Origin of the sequence: Formosimonas limnophila, assembly GCF_014652675.1 — a bacterium.
GTDB classification, from domain to species: domain Bacteria; phylum Pseudomonadota; class Gammaproteobacteria; order Burkholderiales; family Burkholderiaceae; genus Hydromonas; species Hydromonas limnophila.
The window spans coordinates 201,232-216,948 of record NZ_BMZG01000002.1; the positions used below are offsets into that span (position 1 = coordinate 201,232).

15 protein-coding genes, 1 other RNA gene and 3 pseudogenes are annotated in these 15,717 nt (G+C 49.0%); 17 read left to right on the forward strand and 2 right to left on the reverse strand.

Annotation, left to right across the window (positions count from 1 at the left end; genetic code table 11):
- Window positions 1-55: 55 nt before the first annotated feature.
- The 9 genes and pseudogenes from IE082_RS02615 (at window position 56) to recR (ending at window position 7,294) form a co-directional block, all read left to right on the forward strand.
- On the forward strand, window positions 56-919 hold the full coding sequence (locus IE082_RS02615; protein ID WP_189491099.1) for a carbon-nitrogen hydrolase family protein: 864 nt from the start codon (window positions 56-58) through the stop codon (window positions 917-919).
- A 1-nt stretch (window position 920) separates the two neighbouring features.
- Window positions 921-2,402 carry a metalloprotease TldD gene (gene tldD / locus IE082_RS02620; protein ID WP_189491102.1) on the forward strand — a complete coding sequence of 494 codons (1,482 nt, stop codon included), beginning with the start codon at window positions 921-923 and terminating at the stop codon, window positions 2,400-2,402.
- Entirely contained in the window at window positions 2,402-3,157 is a 756-nt protein-coding gene (locus IE082_RS02625; protein WP_189491105.1) for a phosphatase PAP2 family protein, read from the forward strand. The genes tldD and IE082_RS02625 overlap by 1 nt, the downstream gene beginning before the upstream one ends.
- On the forward strand, window positions 3,150-3,950 hold the full coding sequence (locus tag IE082_RS02630) for a BUD32 family EKC/KEOPS complex subunit (RefSeq protein ID WP_189491107.1): 801 nt from the start codon (window positions 3,150-3,152) through the stop codon (window positions 3,948-3,950). Before IE082_RS02625 ends, IE082_RS02630 begins: the two co-directional genes overlap by 8 nt.
- 51 nt (window positions 3,951-4,001) lie before the next feature.
- An RNA gene (ffs, locus tag IE082_RS02635) (signal recognition particle sRNA small type) lies at window positions 4,002-4,099 on the forward strand.
- A gap of 224 nt (window positions 4,100-4,323) precedes the next feature.
- Window positions 4,324-5,469, forward strand: a pseudogene (gene dnaX / locus IE082_RS11390) (DNA polymerase III subunit gamma/tau); the annotation flags it as partial.
- A gap of 86 nt (window positions 5,470-5,555) precedes the next feature.
- Window positions 5,556-6,227: a DNA polymerase III subunit gamma/tau C-terminal domain-containing protein gene (locus tag IE082_RS11395; protein ID WP_189491113.1), complete on the forward strand. Its 672-nt coding sequence runs from the start codon at window positions 5,556-5,558 to the stop codon at window positions 6,225-6,227.
- Window positions 6,228-6,281: 54 nt separating this feature from the next.
- Window positions 6,282-6,608, forward strand: coding sequence for a YbaB/EbfC family nucleoid-associated protein (locus IE082_RS02650; protein ID WP_189491116.1), 327 nt, complete (start codon window positions 6,282-6,284; stop codon window positions 6,606-6,608).
- A 92-nt stretch (window positions 6,609-6,700) separates the two neighbouring features.
- A complete protein-coding gene (gene recR / locus IE082_RS02655; protein WP_189491119.1) occupies window positions 6,701-7,294 on the forward strand; it encodes a recombination mediator RecR in 594 nt (197 codons plus the stop codon).
- A 56-nt stretch (window positions 7,295-7,350) separates the two neighbouring features.
- Here the strand turns inward: recR and IE082_RS02660 are convergent, their stop codons facing one another.
- Window positions 7,351-8,325: an HpcH/HpaI aldolase/citrate lyase family protein gene (locus tag IE082_RS02660; protein ID WP_189491122.1), complete on the reverse strand. Its 975-nt coding sequence runs from the start codon at window positions 8,323-8,325 to the stop codon at window positions 7,351-7,353.
- 240 nt (window positions 8,326-8,565) lie between these two features.
- Between IE082_RS02660 and IE082_RS02665 the strand changes: the two are divergent.
- Window positions 8,566-8,812: pseudogene (locus tag IE082_RS02665) on the forward strand (metal-dependent hydrolase); the annotation flags it as partial.
- A gap of 307 nt (window positions 8,813-9,119) precedes the next feature.
- Window positions 9,120-9,452: a YegP family protein gene (locus IE082_RS02670; protein WP_189491128.1), complete on the forward strand. Its 333-nt coding sequence runs from the start codon at window positions 9,120-9,122 to the stop codon at window positions 9,450-9,452.
- Between the two features lie 220 nt (window positions 9,453-9,672).
- Here IE082_RS02670 and IE082_RS02675 read toward each other — a convergent pair whose 3' ends face one another.
- The gene (locus IE082_RS02675) at window positions 9,673-10,656 is read right to left on the reverse strand and encodes a malate dehydrogenase (protein WP_189491133.1); all 984 of its coding nucleotides are present in this window, start codon (window positions 10,654-10,656) and stop codon (window positions 9,673-9,675) included.
- Between the two features lie 318 nt (window positions 10,657-10,974).
- Here IE082_RS02675 and IE082_RS02680 point away from each other — a divergent pair.
- From IE082_RS02680 to IE082_RS02705, 6 genes and pseudogenes are all read left to right on the forward strand, one after another.
- Window positions 10,975-11,691: pseudogene (locus IE082_RS02680) on the forward strand (GntR family transcriptional regulator); the annotation flags it as partial.
- Window positions 11,692-11,787: 96 nt separating this feature from the next.
- Window positions 11,788-12,192: a VOC family protein gene (locus IE082_RS02685; protein ID WP_229809678.1), complete on the forward strand. Its 405-nt coding sequence runs from the start codon at window positions 11,788-11,790 to the stop codon at window positions 12,190-12,192.
- 55 nt (window positions 12,193-12,247) lie between these two features.
- On the forward strand, window positions 12,248-12,661 hold the full coding sequence (sdhC, locus tag IE082_RS02690) for a succinate dehydrogenase, cytochrome b556 subunit (RefSeq protein ID WP_189491141.1): 414 nt from the start codon (window positions 12,248-12,250) through the stop codon (window positions 12,659-12,661).
- Window positions 12,662-12,670: 9 nt separating this feature from the next.
- On the forward strand, window positions 12,671-13,033 hold the full coding sequence (sdhD, locus tag IE082_RS02695; RefSeq protein ID WP_189491246.1) for a succinate dehydrogenase, hydrophobic membrane anchor protein: 363 nt from the start codon (window positions 12,671-12,673) through the stop codon (window positions 13,031-13,033).
- A complete protein-coding gene (gene sdhA / locus IE082_RS02700; RefSeq protein WP_189491143.1) occupies window positions 13,034-14,842 on the forward strand; it encodes a succinate dehydrogenase flavoprotein subunit in 1,809 nt (602 codons plus the stop codon). It begins immediately after the preceding gene.
- Between the two features lie 67 nt (window positions 14,843-14,909).
- Window positions 14,910-15,614, forward strand: coding sequence for a succinate dehydrogenase iron-sulfur subunit (locus tag IE082_RS02705; RefSeq protein WP_189491146.1), 705 nt, complete (start codon window positions 14,910-14,912; stop codon window positions 15,612-15,614).
- Window positions 15,615-15,717: the final 103 nt, after the last annotated feature.

Below are 15,717 nucleotides of genomic sequence, written 5' to 3' on the forward strand. Positions count from 1 at the left end.
AATGTGAAGAAACAGCGCTGATTCAGCACAAGATTGTCATGAAAAAGGTATTTTTATGTCGGAACAAATCACACCAGAAACTGCCCCCAAATTTGCCTGCGTGCAAATGGTCTCAACCACCTCTGTGGCACAAAATTTAATCGAAGCGGCCAAAGGCATTGCCGTTGCGGTCGCACAAGGCGCGCAAGTGGTCGTGTTACCTGAGTATTTTTGCCTGATGGGGCAAAATGAGACGGATAAGTTAAAGGTCGCAGAAGATTTTGTTGGAGAGCAGGTTTCACAAGCCACTCCACTTCAGTCTTTTTTGCGCGAACAGGCGATGACGCATGGGATTTATCTGATCGGTGGCACGATTCCGCTGGTGAGCCCTTTACCGAATAAAGTGTACAACACCTTATTGGTCTACTCGCCGACGGGGGTGATAGAGGCGCGTTACGACAAAATCCATCTGTTTGGCTTTCAAAATGGGCAGGAGCGATACAGTGAGGGCGACGCCATTTGTGCAGGCGTGACGAATGGTGACAATGCGCCTGCTCTCTGGCACAGTCCATGGGGCGCGATTGGCTTAAGTATTTGCTATGACGTGCGTTTCCCTGAGTTGTATCGTGCAGCGGGTTCGGTATTCGCATGGATTTGCGTCGCGGCATTCACGCACACAACGGGACAAGCGCATTGGGAAATCCTTCTGCGGGCGCGTGCAATAGAGAACCAATGCTATCTGGTCGCTTGTGGGCAAGGCGGCTTGCATGACAATGGTCGTCGCACGTTTGGTCATTCAATGGTGATTGATCCGTGGGGTGTGATTCAAGATTTGCGTGCTGAAGGTGAGGGCGTGGTGGTGGCTAATCTGTTAAACTCACGGATTGAGCGCGTGCGGGCAAGTTTGCCAGCACTGAAGCACCGAGTATTGAACAGATGAAATGAACACAATGAGCTTACACCACGATAATTTAAGCATTGCCAGAAGCCTGCTGCTGCACCCCTATGGTTTGACAACGAATGATCTCAATCGCGTGTTTGATGAGATTCGCGTGCACAAAGCCGATGATGCTGATTTGTATTTTCAATACACTCGCTCAGAAGGTTGGAGTTTAGAAGAGGGAATTGTCAAGTCTGGCAGCTTTTCAATTGATCAAGGCGTTGGTATTCGCACCGTATTTGGCGATAAAACCGCATTCGCCTACTCCGACAATATTCACATCGATGCATTACTGGATGCAGCACGCGTTACGCGTGATATTGCACCTGTTGCCAATGGCAAAGGTGTGAAAGTCAAAACCAAACCAATCTCACTCGATAATGTCTACTCCTATACGGCAGATCTGTATGCGCCACGAGACCCGATTAATAGTCTGACATCGGCTGAGAAAGTTTCTCTATTAGAAAAACTCGAAAAAATGGCAAGAGCCGTGGACAACCGTGTTACCCAAGTCATGGCCAGCATGACAGCCGAATACGACGTGGTGCTCGTTGCACGTGCCGATGGCTCGCTCGCCGCTGATGTGCGGCCACTGGTTCGAGTGAACTGTAGTGTTGTGGTTGAGCAAAATGGTCGCCGCGAGCAGGGGTTTTCGGGTGGTGGTGCACGAAATGACTTCAACTATTTCTCTGATACACTGCTCGCAGAATACGCACAAGAATCCGTGCGCCAAGCCCTTGTGAATCTTGAGGCCATCGCCGCACCCGCAGGTGTATTGCCTGTCGTGCTCGGCCCAGGCTGGCCTGGCGTGTTGTTGCATGAAGCGATTGGTCATGGTTTAGAAGGCGATTTTAACCGCAAAGGCTCGTCCGCATTCGCAGGAAAAATCGGTCAACGCGTTGCCGCCAAAGGTGTCACCGTCGTTGATGACGGCACACTGCAAGGCCGCCGTGGTTCGCTCAACATCGACGACGAAGGCCACACCACACAACGCAACGTCCTCATCGAAGACGGCATCCTCAAAGGCTACATGCAAGACGCCATGAATGCCCGCCTCATGAAGGTCAAGCAAACAGGCAATGGCCGCCGTGAGTCCTACGCGCATCTACCGATGCCCCGTATGACCAACACTTATATGCTTGGTGGCAACCATGCCCCTGAAGACATTATTGCTTCCGTAGAATACGGCATCTACGCCCCGAATTTTGGCGGTGGACAAGTCGATATCACTAACGGTAAATTCGTGTTCTCAACAACAGAAGCCTACCTCATCGAAAAAGGCAAAATCACTGCCCCCATCAAAGGCGCGACCCTCATCGGCAATGGCCCAGATGCTTTGACCAAAGTCAAAATGATGGGTAACGATATGTCGCTTGACTCAGGTGTCGGAGTGTGTGGCAAAGAGGGGCAAAGTGTCCCTGTCGGTGTGGGTCAGCCGACGCTACGCATTGATGGGTTGACCATTGGTGGTGCGGCTTTGTGATGGTTTTCTCATCCAAGCGAATATGGCTGGGCTTATTGGTGACTGGCTCATTTTTATTGTGGTTCACAGAAACATCGCCGATGGGTCATGCTTTTGATGTGGCTTTTTCTAATCTTTTGTTCAATCAAAGCACGCAGACATTTGCGCTGCCTCATTCTGGATGGGTGGAGCGGATAGGGCATGATTGGATGCAGCAGTTGCTGAGGCTGATTTTGGTCTTCGCACTGATTCAGCTGGTGTATGCAGGTTATCTAAAGATATCGAATCGTTTTGATACAAATCATGTGGATGCGTTTCGACGCTGGCTGGCGTTATTTGTTGCCTGTGTTCTGATTTCGTTGTTGATTCAGCAAATAAAAAAATCAACAAACATTGCGTGTCCTTGGAATTTGTCGCAGTTTGGTGGTTCATGGCTTTACGCGGGTCTGTTTGATGCAAAACCATGGGGTGTGCATAAAATGGCTTGTTGGCCTGCAGGTTTTGGTGCTTCTGGTTTTACATTACTCAGTTTTGCTTTTGTGGGTGGTTGGCCGCCGAGTTTGTGGCGTCTCCAGCGGCCACAACCATCTTATTTGAGTCGCAAGTCATTTGTTTGGTATGCGTTGATTGCTGGCACTTTGTTTGGCACCGTGCGTATTTTGCAAGGTGGGCATTTTTTGAGTCATCAGCTTTGGGCTTTGTGGTGGGTTGTATTTTTACACATGATTTTGTATCAAGTGAAATTATTTAAAAAACAATGGTTGGTCAATGAATAGCAATGTGAAACAAAAAATGCCATTGTCTGATGAGCAGATTGCTCACATTCATCGCATTATAGAACAAAATCAATCACGTGTTTCGGTTCTCAATCTTGATGGTCGGTCAGTCGTGGTTAAGTGCGAGCAGCCTCAGCGCAAGCAATACGGTTATCTAATGTTGCGTTGGCTCGCAGGTGTTTTGCGCTTGCCTGTGCTGAATCCTGTAGCGTTTCATGGAGGTGCAGATGCGCAGGCTGTTGAGGTGCGTCGGCTCACACAGCTACGTGCGGCGGGTGTGTCTGTGCCTGAAGTCTTGCACGTCGCCAATGGTTGGTTTGCCATGAGCTCTGTGGGGCATTCATCAATTGATGCCCAATTACGCAAGTCTGATGATGCATTGACGTATTGGGAAAAAGGTTTGGCGGCGATTCTTGATGTGCATCAAAAAGGGCAAAATCTCAGCCAGGTGTTTGCTCGAAATATGATGTGGCATGATGATGATATTGTGTTTATTGACTTTGAAGATGACCCTGCTTTGACGTTAGGGGTGGTTCATGCTCAGGCACGCGACTGGTTGTTTTATGTATTCTCGTCCATGTGGTTGCTGGAGGTCTCGCCCTCGCAAGCAGCCGCAATCATGATGACTTATCTAAAACAAGACGACTTAGCGGTACAAGCGACGGTGAAAAAATCCTGCGGCACATTGGCATGGTTGCGCTTTTTGCCCTCAAAACGTAAGCCTTGGGGGCGTGATGTGGTTGCAGCGCAAGGTGCAGGAGCGATTTTGCATGAGTTGCAAAAACTCCAGTAATTTTTGGTTGGCGCTGGTGGGCAAGGGTGGCTTTGTGCTACAATCTCGGCTGGCGGGTCCCTTCGCATTGGGTCGCGGTGAATCGGGTCAGGTCCGGAAGGAAGCAGCCACAGCCGTTTTGCTCAAGTGCCGAAGTCAGGCTCGCCAACCTCTAATTCTCGCAAAAAGCGGCGGCATTGAGCCGTCGCTTTTTTATTTTTGGAGACGTTTGGAAAACTGCTTTTTACAGTGGTTTCATTAAATCATCCTAAGTTATTTCGGGCTTGACACGAAATCTCCTGCTTTCTGGAGACACGGTGTCAAGCACGGTGTGATGCATGATTAATGGGCTTTGTTATTGCAGGGGTACAAAGGTCTCTTTTGGAACATAAACATGAGCCTTTTTGACGAAGACGATTTACCGCAGACGCATTCACAAGTTTTGGCGCGCAAGTGGCGACCACGCGATTTCGCCAGCCTTGTTGGGCAGGCTCATGTGGTCAAAGCACTCACGCATGCGTTGACCGAAAAACGACTGCATCATGCGTATTTATTCACAGGCACGCGTGGCGTGGGCAAAACCACCATCGCGCGAATTTTGGCTAAATCTCTGAACTGTGAAATGGGTATCACGCCGACGCCGTGCAATAAGTGCCAAGCCTGTATGGAAATTGATGCAGGGCGTTTTGTCGATTTGCTCGAAATTGATGCGGCAAGTAACACCGGTGTTGATGACATGCGCAGCCTCATTGAGAATGCGGTATATATGCCAACAGCAGGGCGTTACAAGGTTTATCTGATTGACGAGGTGCATATGCTCTCGAAGTCGGCGTTTAATGCATTGCTCAAAACGTTAGAAGAACCGCCGGCTCATGTGCTGTTCATCTTGGCCACCACCGATCCTCAAAAAATTCTGCCAACCGTTCTGTCGCGCTGCTTGCAGTTTAACCTCAAGCAAATGCCGCCTGCCGATATCGTTGCACACCTTACCCACATTTTAGAAGCAGAAAAGGTTGTGTTCGAGCCAGCCGCGTTGCACATGATTGCCAAAGGTGCGCAGGGCAGCATGCGCGATGCATTGTCTTTGACAGACCAAGCCATTGCTTTTAGTTCGTCAAATGTTTCACTCACGGCCATACAAGATATGCTTGGAACGACTGATGGTGCGCAAATCGAAGCAATTTTGCGCGCGTTGGTGCAAAAAGACGGTGCAAAACTCGTTGAGTTGGCGGAGCAAATGACTCAGCGTAGCACGAGTTTTTATGACGCGACACTTGAATTGGCGCAAGCTTTGTATCGAATTAGTCTCGCGCAAGTCGTGCCAGATGCCAAACCAGATGATTATCAACTCGCACAGCTCGTCACAGAGCTTGCGCCCCAGATGGGTGCGGATGAAGTGCAGTTGTATTACAGCATTGTCACAGCCAGCCGTGAGCAGCTTCATCTCGCACCAGATGCTCAGGCAGGCTTCACCATGATGTTGCTGCGTTTGTTGGCTTTTTCTCCTGCTAAAGATGGAGTGAGCCCAGCAAAAAAGTCGTAACGGAGTCGCCGCGCTCGCCTGAACCAATTCCTCAATCGGTTGTTCTGCGTACCGTCGACTCCCATGATACACCAAAGCTCATTGTGGCAACGCCAACGACCCCCGTTGCGCTGAAATCGGCTTCGCCCGCTGTGTCAACTGCATATGAGTACACGGATGAATATGGCAGCGAACCGCCGCCAGAGTACGATGACTCGTATTTCTCCAGCATGACCAGCGGCGATGCATCGTTACGCCCGGTGGTTGCCTCACCAGTGTTTGCGGCAAAGCCACAAGCAGTCACGCGGCCTAAGCCATTAGATGTGGCCACGTCATCCGCCAAACAATCACTCAACACAACAGCAACAGCAGTACGCTCAGAGACGGTCATCAAAAGCGAGCATCTGCCCGATTGGACAGAGCTCATCACGAAACTCAATGTGCGCGGTTTGGTCAAACAATTGGCTCAGCAAAGCGAGCTAATTGTTTTTGATGAAAAACGCATTGAATTACGTTGCGAAAACCGTGCGCTTGCCAGCAATGTTGTTGCTGTTAGCGGTTTGGAAAAAGCACTCGCGGCGTATTATAAGGATGCGCACAAAACCCTCAAAATCCACGTTGGTTCTGTTGCTGCGACACCAGCAAAAGTCCAAGCGCAGGTCAAAGAGGCTGAGTTAGTAAGTGCGCAAGCCATCATAGCGCAAGATGCTACAGTGCAGGCGCTCGTGCGTGAGTTTGATGGCATGATTCTACCAGGCTCGATTAAGCCGATTTGAATGAAACCTGTCGTATAATACTGAATCAAAATTTTTAGCAAAGGAAACCACATCATGATGAAAAATCAACTCGCAGGCTTGATGAAACAAGCGCAAAAAATGCAAGACGATATGAAAAAAGCGCAAGACGAATTGGCCAATATCGAAGTTGAAGGCCAAGCGGGCGCAGGCCTTGTCAAAGTCACCATGACTTGCAAGCATGATGTCAAACGTGTTGTCATTGATCCGTCATTGCTGGCGGATGACAAAGACATGCTTGAGGATTTAGTCGCTGCTGCCATGAACGATGCTGTGCGACGTGTTGAGTCGACCACTGCTGAAAAAATGGGTGGCTTGACTGCGGGGATGAATATGCCAGCTGGCTTTAAAATGCCGTTTTAATGACGTTGGACTTTGGGTTGTCCGTCACATCATCCCATGATTCCCACGCAGCAGCGTGGGAATGTGCTTTATAAATCCACCGAAAACTGCCCGTGAACCAAGATCGCATACAAACCCTTATCGACGCTTTGCGCGTTCTTCCTGGTGTCGGGCCGAAATCCGCACAACGCCTCGCGTTCACCCTACTTCAGTCTGAGCGAGATGGGGCTGAGCATTTGGCGAATGCCATCACGGATGCGCTCGCGCATCTGAAACATTGTCAACGTTGCCATACATTCACCGATCAATCCATCTGTCATACGTGCAACAATCCAAAACGAAATGACGCATTGTTGTGTATTGTTCAATCGCCGATGGATCAGTTATTGATTGAACAAACCATGACGTACAACGGCTTGTACTTTGTGTTGATGGGGCAGCTCAATCCATTAGAAGGCAAAGGTCCGCGCGACATCGCCATGGATGCGTTGCTCGCTCGTGCTAATGACGGTACCGTGACAGAGGCGATTATCGCCACGCATTTTACCAATGAAGGCGAATTGACTGCTCACTACATTAGTGAGCAGCTTCATGCGCACGGTATCCGAACCACTCGACTGGCGCGTGGTGTACCTGTTGGCAGTGAGTTAGAGCAGGTTGATTTGGGTACGTTGGCGCAAGCGATGATGGGTCGGCAAAACTCGTGACGTCAAATTGCCCAGCAAACGCTGGGCAATTTTGTTTGAAATCATTCAAATATCAGTTAGAACCAATGTTCAATGCTGCTCGGTAAACCTTGATTCATTAGTGACGCTCGTTGCAACGTCAGCCAATAATGCCGAAAGCTCGCGCGGTCATGCAATTTTCCGTTAAATGAAATGGGCCCCCAGTTTGCGGCGGCGGCTTCGAGGAGCAGCGCTGCTGCAAAATCCACTTCTGACGTATCGGGGGTAAATGCACGCAAAATCTCATCAATCTGATTGGGGTGGATGCTCCACATCCGTGAGTAGCCGAATTCGTCACGTGCGCGACGTGCATCATTAAACGCGGCGTTTGGTGTTGCGTAATCGGTGGTGACGTTGTGGTTGGCAACTTTACCATGTGCGGCGCAGGCGCGGCTAATGGCCAGTTTTGCAAAAGCCACCATGGGATGGTCAAACTGCATGGGCGAAGTCATCGCTGCTGCTGGAATCCTACCGTGGTGCGCTGAGACAAAATCCATTAAGCCAAAAGACAGGCTCTCCACCTGAGGCAACGCGGCAATTTCGTAGGCGTCATGCAAGGCCGCATGTGTCTCAATCAACACGTGCAATGGCGGTAATGCCAAAGCTACATCGTCATGCAGTTTTTGAAGTGTTTGAATCTGCGCCTTGGTGTCTAAAATAGTGCCTACTTTGGGTATCATCCAGTATGCGGGCGTGCGTTTGGCGGTTTGTAGCACCAGTCGCACATCGTCCTGCCAGTGGTGGTGTTGTGCATCATGAATTCTCACGCCGAGTCGGTCAAATTGGTTGTCTGATGAAGCCAAAATCTCGCCCATGAGTTTGGCTTGTTCCGCCTCATGACCAACGCTTGCGCCGTCTTCTAAATCCAGAGCGATGTCGAATGCCCCGTTTAGTGAAACTTGCTTCGCAAGAGCCTTTTGGATGAATCGTTCATTGCCTGCATAGTGGTCAACGGGTGAGAGGATGGTTGGGGCTTTGGCGTCAGAGAATAGAATTTGATTGGGGTGTGTCATGGTGTTTGATAAAGTTGGAAGACTTTGAATGGTCTTTGTGGGCATGTAAGCATGAGCTTCGTGTCAATAGTTGGCTGAATTTAACACGGGTTTAGTCAATGTTCAAATGTTAATGACAGAAATGTTTTTGATGTTTTCACTCATTGTATCGTCGGCTTTCATGATGTGGTGGTTTTGTCGTTATAATTTGGGCATTTTGCGGTTGCGTGACGCATTCATTCAATTATTTATCAGGTCATTATGGATTCTCTTTCTCAAATAGCATTGGGTTCAGCCATCAGCGTGGCAACGATGGGGCGACTTACAGCGGTATGTAAAGCGGCTCTGTGGGGCGCAGTGGCAGGTACTTTGCCTGATTTGGATGTGCTGATTGACCATGGCGATGCGGTGCGCAATATGGTGCTGCACCGCGCAGAGAGTCATTCTTTATTTTGGCTGACGCTGTTTTCATTGCCGTTTGCGGCTTTGGTTGCACGGATTCAGGGGCAGTGGCATTTAGGATTTTTAAAAGCGGTAGGCTTATACCCTAAAGCCGATAGCACAGCGTAATTGTGCGTGTGAGTTGATGGGATTTTACTTCGTTTGATTAGGGCTGCGCTAATCTCGCCTACTCGATGTTTACCCTGCCAACTTTTGCATTATGATACCTGAGCTGTCGCACAAAAAGCAGGTGATGATAAAAATAATGATTACTTAATGCGCTTGTTTTTGTAAAATTGCGTTGCTATACTGAGGGCGTTTTATTAACAAAATTCGTTGAGACACTTCCGTCTCTTCACTCAAGGAGATTTGATATGGCTGGATGGTATGAGTTAGGTAAAAGTTCAGATGGGCAATACAAGTTTTCTCTTAAAGCAGGCAATGGCGAGGTGATTTTGACAAGTGAGTTATATAAAGCCAAAGCCTCAGCGGAAAATGGTATTGCGTCAGTGCAGCAGAATTCTGCAATTGACGAGCGCTATGAGAAAAAAACGTCCAGCAATGGTAAGTTTTATTTCAACCTCAAAGCGGGCAATTCGCAGATTATTGGCAGCAGCCAAATGTATGCATCTGAGCAGTCTCGTGATGCGGGCATTGAGTCTGTTAAAACCAATGGTGCGAGCACTGTGGTTAAGGACAATGCTTAATCAGCGTTCAGTACCGAATTGACTCATTAAGTTATTGAAGCTCATGAATAATTTGTCACGCTGTGTTTAGCACTGTAGCTCCATAAAGTCATTGTAAAAGTCAAGCCTGCAATGACTTCGGCTCGTTTTAACGAATACACAGTACTTGATGAGTCCTAAGCTGTAAACAAAATCCCCGCCGAAAATGGCGGGGATTTTTTAACTCGATGGACTCTGGAAATTAACCCAACAAATGTGCAATGCCCGCTTTTTCTTCTTCGAGCTCAGCGAGCGTGGCGTTCATTTTTGAACGTGAGAACTCGTCGATCTCGAGGCCTGTGATGACGGTGTATTTACCGTTTTCGCAGGTGACGGGCATGCCATAGAGCGTATCGGCAGGAATGTCGTATTCGCCGTTTGATGGAATGCCCATAGTGACCCATTGACCGTTCGTGCCGAGCACCCAGTCGTGGATGTGGTCGATGGCGGCGTTAGCGGCTGAGGCAGCTGATGAGAGGCCACGGGCTTCGATAATCGCTGCGCCGCGTTTACCGACGGTTGGGATGAATGTTTCGCGCGTCCAAGCTTGATCGTTAATCAAGCCATCAACTGACTCACCATCGATGGTCGCAAAGCGAGTGTCTGGATACATCGTTGGGCTATGGTTGCCCCAGACGATGAGTTTTTCGATACCGTCAATGGATTTGCCTGTTTTGGCAGCGATTTGTGACAAGGCGCGGTTGTGGTCAAGGCGCAGCATAGCGGTGAAGTTTTCGCGCGGTAAATCTGGTGCGGATTTCATGGCGATGTAGGCATTGGTATTGGCTGGATTGCCGACAACCAAAACTTTAACGTTGCGGCTCGCGTGGTCGTTGAGTGCTTTACCTTGAACGGTGAAAATCGCGCCGTTGGCTTCGAGCAGGTCTTTACGTTCCATGCCTTTTGAGCGTGGGCGCGCACCAACGAGGACTGCGATATCAGCGTCTTTGAATGCGACGTTCGGATCATCGGTGACAACGACGCCTGCGAGTAATGGGAATGCGCAGTCTTCGAGCTCCATGACGACCCCTTGTACAGCAGGCAATGCTGGGGTGATGTCGAGCAGTTGCAAAATCACGGGTTGGTCTTTACCGAGCATGTCGCCGTTGGCGATGCGGAATAGGAGTGAGTAACAGATTTGACCTGCGGCACCAGTAACCGCGACGCGCATAGGGGCTTTTACCATGATGGACTACCTTTTTAAAGTTGAGAAAACGGGTTGTGAAAAAATTGACGAACAAGATATTGTAGCGCAGCTTGTGATTTGGCTCTATCGCTTTTGCCAAAGGTTTTGCATCTGACGATGTGTGTTGCGCAGCAGCATGAGTTTAGTGTGGTGTGTGATGCTTGTCAATGGTCTGTTATCTTATACAAGATGTAAGAGTGTAGTCAGTTTTGTGTTTTTGCGGCATAATGAGACCTAAGCATTGTCTAATTTCAATATCAATTAAATTAAGAGACTAAAGAGAGCCCCATGCCTAACTCAAACACACACACAGACAGCTCACCAGTGTTTAGCCCTTTATATCAGCAGATTAAGAGCCTGTTGTTGCAAAGTTTAGAAAAAGGGGAGTGGAATGCGGGTGATTTAATTCCACCTGAGGTTGAGCTGGCCAAACGTTACAATGTCAGTCAGGGCACAGTCCGTAAAGCCGTCGATGAGCTGGCTGCAGAGAACTTATTGGTGCGTCGCCAAGGTCGTGGCACTTTTGTCGCCACGCATCAAGAGTCAAAGATTCGTTTTCGCTTTTTGAGCATGAAGGCGGATGACGGTACAGACTTTAAAACGCGCTCAACGATTCTGGATGTGAAGCACACCACGCCACCTGAGGCGGTGCGCGCGCATTTGGAACTGAATAAAAAAGACGCTGCTGTTCAAATCTCACGGCTTTTATCGTTTGATAACACGCCTGCGGTGGTTGAGGAGATTTGGCTGCCGAGTCAAATTTTTGCTGATGTCACATTGGATAAACTGACAAATTACAAAGGAACGCTGTACGGATGGTTTGAAGCAGAATATAATGTGCGCATGATTCGTGCGGTTGAGAATCTACGTGCTGTTGTGGCGACACCGCAAGTGGCTCAATTGCTGGAGGTTTCTGCGGTTGAACCGCTGCTTTTTGTTGAGCGTTTGTCATATACCTATGCGGATAAGCCTGTGGAAGTGCGACATGGCTGGTATTTGACAGCGGCGCATCATTATCAGAACGAATTAATCTAAAAAATACATTATATAGGGGGCGCTAATGCTGAAATTAGCGCCTTTATTTAATGGGTTTTTGTGAATGATAAAGATTCTTTTTCGCGTTAGGTGATGATGAGCCAATATTTAATGCACGTTGCAGTAGTGGTGCGTGATTACGATGAAGCGATTGCGTATTACACCAATGTTTTGGGGTTTGAGTTGCTGCAAGACATTGATCAAGGCAACAAACGCTGGGTGTTGGTGAAACCACGTGGTAAGGCGAGCTGTTCGATTTTACTGGCACGCGCATCTGATGACACACAGGCGGCGTTTGTGGGGAATCAAGCAGGTGGCCGTGTGTTTTTGTTTTTGCACACTGATGATTTTTGGGCAGATTATGCCGCTATGAAAGTTGCAGGTGTTCGATTCGTTGAGGCGCCACGTGACGAGGCTTACGGCATGGTGGTGGTCTTTGAAGACTTGTATGGTAATCGCTGGGATTTGTTGCAGATGAAGCCGCCAGTGAGCGCGTCGTGAAAGCGTCGTGAAAGATTGTTGTTTTAAACTGTTTATTTTAAATCAAGAGGTTGTTATGTCGGAAACACCACAAAAAGCGAAACGTCCTGAGTTTCGCAACATCAATGTCATGGACATTAAGAACTACCGCCTGCCACCCGCAGGTATTGTCTCGATTCTGCATCGCATCAGTGGTGCGGCGTTGTTTTTGGCCTTGCCTTTGTTGTTGTGCATTGTCACAGCGGGTTTTGGCACGGCAGAGTCATTCGCGGCATTATCAAGCTGTTTAGCACATCCATTGGTCAAAATCGTTTTGCTCGGTTTAATTTGGGCGACGTTACACCATGCGTGCGCGGGCGTGCGCTACCTCGTGATGGATGTGCATGTGAAAGTGTCCAAAGAAGGTGGTCGTCAAACCGCATTTACTGTGTTGGCAGTGAGTCTGACGTTGACGGCGGTTGTCGCAGCGAAATTATTTAATTTATTTTAAGGTGGCATGATGAATCAGGTCAAAGTAGGCACAGCGCGCGTCACGACAGGCGCACATTATGGCTGGAAAGATTGGTTGGCTCAGCGCATCACAGGTGCGATTGTGCTGGTGTTTGTGGTTGCGGTATTGGCGCGCTTCCTAACCTCGGACAACTCTTATGAGGTGTGGCATAGCTTTATGTCGTGCGTACCGATGAAATTATTGACGTTTTTTACCATCCTCGCTGCGTGCTACCACGCATGGATTGGTGTGCGTGATATTTGGATGGATTATGTGAAAAACGCTGGTGTGCGTTTGGCTTTGCACATTTTTACGATTTTGTGGTTGTTGGGCTGCGCCGCTTATGGCGTGTCGGCTTTGTGGAGAATATAAATGGCAGTTTTGACGAAAAAATTTGATGTGGTCGTCGTCGGTGCAGGTGGTTCTGGTCTGCGTGCGGCGTTGCAGTTGTCCGAAGCTGGTTTGTCGGTGGCCGTGCTCTCTAAAGTATTTCCGACCCGTTCGCACACCGTGGCAGCGCAGGGCGGTATCGGCGCGTCTTTGGGCAATATGGCAGAGGACAACTGGCATTACCATTTTTATGACACGGTTAAAGGCTCTGACTGGCTCGGTGACCAAGACGCGATTGAGTTTATGTGCCGCGAAGCACCGAATGTTGTCTATGAATTAGAGCATTTTGGCATGCCTTTTGACCGTAATCCCGATGGTACGATTTATCAGCGTCCTTTCGGCGGTCACTCCGCGAATTACGGCGAAAAGGCTGTGCCACGTGCCTGTGCTGCCGCTGATCGTACAGGTCATGCATTGCTCCACACGCTGTACCAGCGTAATGTCCGCGCAAACACCCAGTTTTTCGTCGAGTGGATGGCGCTCGATTTGATTCGTGATTCTGAAGGCGACGTGCTCGGCGTGACTGCGCTTGAGATGGAAACTGGCGAAGTGATGAATTTGCAAGCAAAAATCACCCTGTTTGCGACAGGCGGCGCAGGTCGTATTTTCGCCGCGTCTACCAATGCGTTCATCAACACAGGCGACGGCCTCGGCATGGCTGCGCGTGCGGGTATTCCATTGCAAGACATGGAGTTTTGGCAATTTCACCCAACTGGCGTTGCTGGCGCGGGTGTGTTGATTACCGAGGGCGTGCGCGGTGAAGGTGGTATTTTGCGCAATGCGAACGGTGAGCGATTCATGGAACGTTATGCACCAACGCTGAAAGATTTGGCGCCGCGTGATTTCGTTTCTCGTTCAATGGATCAGGAAATCAAAGAAGGTCGCGGCGTTGGTCCAAACAAAGACCACGTATTGCTCGACGTGACGCACATCGGTAAAGAAACCATCATGAAGCGTTTGCCATCGATTTTTGAAATTGCGAAGAAATTCGCGAACGTTGATGCCACCAAAGAGCCAATCCCAGTAGTTCCAACCATTCACTACCAAATGGGCGGTATTCCGACCAATATCCACGGTCAAGTCGTGGTGCCGCATGAGCTTGGCGCAGGTATGAGCAGCGGCAACAAAGTCGTTAATGGCTTTTATGCTGTCGGCGAATGTTCATGTGTCTCGGTGCACGGCGCTAATCGTCTCGGTACGAATTCATTGCTTGACTTGGTGGTTTTTGGTCGCGCTGCGGGTAACCACATTGTCGAGTCGATTAAATCAGGTGCGCGTGCGCACAAAGAATTGCCAAAAGACGCTGCGGACAAAACCCTCGCCCGTTTGGCGCGTTTAGACGGCTCAACTTCGGGTGAAAATGCCCAAGACGTCGCTGACACCATTCGTGCCACCATGCAAGCGCACGCAGCGGTGTTCCGTACGCAAGAGACCATGGACAAAGGCGTGGTTGAGATTATGAAAGTCGCCGAGCAAGTAGCCAATATCCATGTCAAAGACAAATCAAAAGTCTTTAACACGGCTCGCATCGAAGCGCTTGAAGTGGATAACCTCATCGAAGCGGCTAAGGCGACGATGGTTTCAGCGGCTGCACGTCACGAATGTCGTGGTGCACACACGGTTTATGACTACGAGAAAAAACCAGAGGACGACCCGTACATGGGGCGTAATGACAAAGAATGGCTCAAACACACTTTATGGTACTCAGAAGCCAATCGCTTGGACTATAAGCCTGTGGTGCTCAAGCCATTGACTGTTGATTCTGTGCCATTGAAGCCACGCACTTTCTAAAGATACACAACCGCGGAGCGGGCATAGCTTGCCCGCTGAATAAATCACACAGATTAGAGCCTTTACTATGAAAACCAAAATTTTTGAAATCTATCGCTACGATCCAGACAAAGACGCTAAACCGTACATGCAAACCATCAAGATTGACCTCGAAGATGGTGATCGCATGTTGCTTGATGCGTTGGTGAAACTGAAAAAAGTTGATGAAACCATCTCTTTCCGTCGTTCATGCCGCGAAGGCGTTTGTGGTTCTGACGCGATGAACATTAACGGAAAAAATGGCTTGGCCTGTTTAACCAACCTCAACGATTTGCCTGAAAAAGTCGTATTGCGTCCGTTGCCAGGTTTGCCTGTCGTGCGCGACCTCATCGTTGACATGACGGACTTCTTTAATCAATACCACTCGATTAAACCATACCTCGTTAATGATACTGCAGCGCCAGAGAAAGAGCGTCTCCAAACCCCAGAACAGCGCGACGAGTTGAATGGCTTGTACGAATGTATTCTCTGTGCCTGCTGCTCAACGTCATGCCCATCGTTCTGGTGGAATCCTGACAAATTTGTCGGCCCTGCTGGTTTGCTGGCTGCGTATCGTTTCATTGCTGATACTCGCGATAATGACACCGCTGCGCGTTTAGACAATCTAGATGATCCATATCGTCTGTTCCGTTGCCACACCATTATGAACTGTGTCGATGTATGTCCGAAAGAGCTTAACCCGACGAAAGCGATCGGTAAAATCAAAGAAATGCTGGTGCGTCGAGCAGTATGATGTGTTTCAATTAAATTTCGGCCTCGTATGAGGCTGAAATTTTATGTCACGTATTGATTTTTAATAAAGAAAATTTTAAATAAACAAGATGTGCGGCGAAATG